Source organism: Actinomadura fibrosa, from assembly GCF_900659615.1.
GTDB lineage: Bacteria > Actinomycetota > Actinomycetes > Streptosporangiales > Streptosporangiaceae > Spirillospora > Spirillospora fibrosa.
In genome coordinates, this window is sequence record NZ_CAACUY010000485.1 from 1 (window position 1) to 2863 (window position 2863).

General features: G+C 77.1%; 3 protein-coding genes. All 3 read right to left on the minus strand.

Features of this window, described 5'->3' with window-relative positions; all coding sequences use genetic code 11:
- On the minus strand, nt 1-868 hold an 868-nt coding region (locus E1300_RS48875), incomplete at its 3' end, for a GAP1-N2 domain-containing protein (protein ID WP_442316433.1).
- Nucleotides 869-870: 2 nt separating this feature from the next.
- Entirely contained in the window at nt 871-2109 is a 1239-nt protein-coding gene (locus tag E1300_RS48880; protein ID WP_242619907.1) for a TRAFAC clade GTPase domain-containing protein, read from the minus strand.
- A gap of 36 nt (nt 2110-2145) precedes the next feature.
- The coding region (locus E1300_RS51105; protein WP_503104953.1) for a SaeA-related protein at nt 2146-2863 on the minus strand (718 nt) is incomplete at its 5' end.

Genomic DNA, 2863 nt, shown 5'->3' on the forward strand with positions numbered 1-2863 from the left:
AGGCGCCGTGCAGGACGGCCAGTTCGGCGAGCGCGTCCAGCCCGGCGAGGTCGGCGTCGCGCCAGCATGCCGCGACCGTCCGCGCGAACCGGGACGTCCCGCCGCCCGGGGGCGTGCCCGCGCGAAGGTCCACGGCAAGCGCGCAGGACGTGCGGTGCCGCACGGCCTCCCACACGTCGGGCGTGGTGCCGACGAGGCGCTGCGCGGCGCCGTCCGGGTCGGCGCTGTAGGTGACGAACGACAGCCGCGCCGCCGCCGCGACCGGCAGCGAGTAGGAGAGCACGGCGATCCACCGGGCGATCAGCTCGACGTCGTCGGCGACCAGCACGACCCGGCCGTGGCCGCGGCCGAGGACGCCGGCGACCGCGTCCACCAGGTGGCCCAGGGTGGCGTGCGCGTCGGCGGGGCCGGACGAGGCGAGCCACGCGGCGAGGGCCTCCGGGTCGAGCGCGGCGCCGGGGGTCAGGTCGTCCAGCTCGTCCAGGACGGTGCCGGACGCGGGCAGATGCGTCCACAGCGGCGCCCGCCACAGCTCGGCGGGGCGGAGCCCCTCCAGCTCGCCCGGCTCCGCGACGACCGCGTGCGCGAAGAAGTTGCCGTAGCGGCCGGAGTAGTCCTGCCCGAGGTAGCGGCAGCGCAGCAGCAGCGGCCGACCGTCCACCCGGTCGTACAGCAGCGACACGGGGAACCGGCCGAGCTCGGCCTCGTCCGGGGACAGCGGCGCGCCCGGCGGCGGCCGGTACGCGAGGTACGGCGTCACCCCGGCCCGGACACCCTCGGGCAGCCCCGGCGTCTCGGCGACGAACTGGAACCCCGCCCGTCCCGTGGGACCGTTGCGGGCGGACGTGTAGTGCAGCTGCCAGGCCATCGCTACGGGCCTCCCGGGCGGACGCCGTCGAGCATCCCGAACCGGTACAGCAGCCACAGCAGCGGGTCCTCGGCGCGGTGCGGGCGGACGCCGCCCGTGCCGACCCGCCCGTCCTCGGGGATCCCGCCGAGCGCCGACAGGCCGAACAGCGCGTGCTCGGCGTACTGCTGGCCCAGGTAGGTGTCGAGCTGCCCCGCCTGCCACTCGTGCAGCAGCGCGCGGACCTGCTCGTGCACGGCGTCCCGGTCGTCCAGGTCGAGGACGCCGGAGCCGGACCGGGTCCGGTGCAGCGCCGACTGCCGCAGCAGTTCCGGGCGCAGCGCGTCGATCTTGGTGAGGGCGACCGCGACGGGCACGGGCAGCGGCTCGCCCGGACGGGTGCCGTGCCGCTGCCGGAGCGCCTCGGTGACGCGGGCGATGACGTTCAGCGGCTCGCTGTCGGGATCGTCGGCGGCGCCGCGCGCGTCGGGCACGGCGTCCGCGGCGCCCGCCCGCGCGCCGGGCAGCTCCAGCGGGTCGACCAGGAAGATGATGGCGTCGGCGGCCTCCAGGTACCGCAGGTGCAGGTCGGTGACCTCGCGGCTGCGGAGGTCCTCGCCGGCCGTGTCGAACAGCACCAGCGCGAGGCTGTCGTTGCGCGCCCGCGCGAACCGGGTCCGGCGCGTCCGGGTCAGGAGGTAGACGAGCGGCTCGCGCGGGCCCGTCGCGGCGCTCGCCGTCGTCGGCAGCAGCCGGCGCTCCTCCAGCAGCGGGCGGGCGAAGTCGCGCTTGTAGCGCTCGATCGTGCGGTCGTCGCACGCGACGAGCGACGCGTCCAGCTCGGTGCCGACCCGGTTCATCAGCTCGTGCAGCAGGACGGCGATGTAGGTGCTCTTGCCCGCGTTCTTCGCGCCGACCAGCGCGACGATCCGGCCGGGCGAGTCGCAGTACGCCGCCGGGAGCCCGTTGTGGCACTCCGGGCACGCGCGGTTCCCGGTCGGCCGGCCGCAGTCGGGGCAGTCCGCGCGGCCCCGGCGGCCGGGCGCGGCGAACACCGGCGGCAGCGACGCCCCGGCCGTCGAGCCCGTGTAGGCGGCGAGCACCTCGTCCAGGACGGGCGCGCAGCCCCGCGTCCGCCCCGCCTGGCCGCGGCACCGGAACAGGATCCGCTGCGGCGCGACGGACGCGAAGCAGTAGGGGCAGGTCACCGCCTGCCTGGACGGCGCGCCCGGGAGCCCGACGCGGGACAGTGGTCTCGTCACAGGGGTCTCGTCAGTCGTCTCGTCACGGTCGTCTCGTCACTGCCGCATCTGGAGCCGGCGTACTGGGGGATCGCTCAGTTCGATGACATCATCATCGGCGAAGCAGCGCAGCCAGTACGGCCCCCGGGGCGCCGGCATCGCCACCGACAGCTCGCCGGGGACGGGCACCTGCTCCCACTCGCCGAGCGTCTCGCCGTCGCCGGGCCGGTGCGGCATCACCCGTCCCGCGCGCAGGACGAGGAGCAGCCGCGCCACCCGCAGCGGCCGGGCCGACGTCAGCCGGATCGTCAGCGACCGCCGCCACGGCGGGCCCGTCCGCAGCAGGTCGTAGTGGACGACGGTGTGCGCCGCGACGTCGGTGGTCACCGGCGGGCCGGTCACGCGGGAGCCGCCGACCGTCCCGGCCGCGGCCACCGACACCTCGACGGGCCGGTCCTCGGGGACGGGCAGGCGGATCCCGCCCTGCGTCTCGTAGGCGGCGCGGGTCACGGTGCGGTGCCCGCCGCCGTCGGTACCGCCGCCGGGGCCGGGGAACGCCGCCCCCACCCGGTACACGAGGTCGACCTCGGCGACGTCCGGCGGCCAGTCGAAGCCGACGTGCACGTGCTCGCCGCGCCGCTCGGCGACGATCCGCCGCGGCGGCGGCAGGTTCACGTGCCGGTGGTAGGCGCCGATCGCGGCGGTGCCCTCGGCGACCGTCACCGCGAGCAGCCAGCCGCCCGCGCCCGGCCGCACGGCCAGCCCCGCCCCGGAC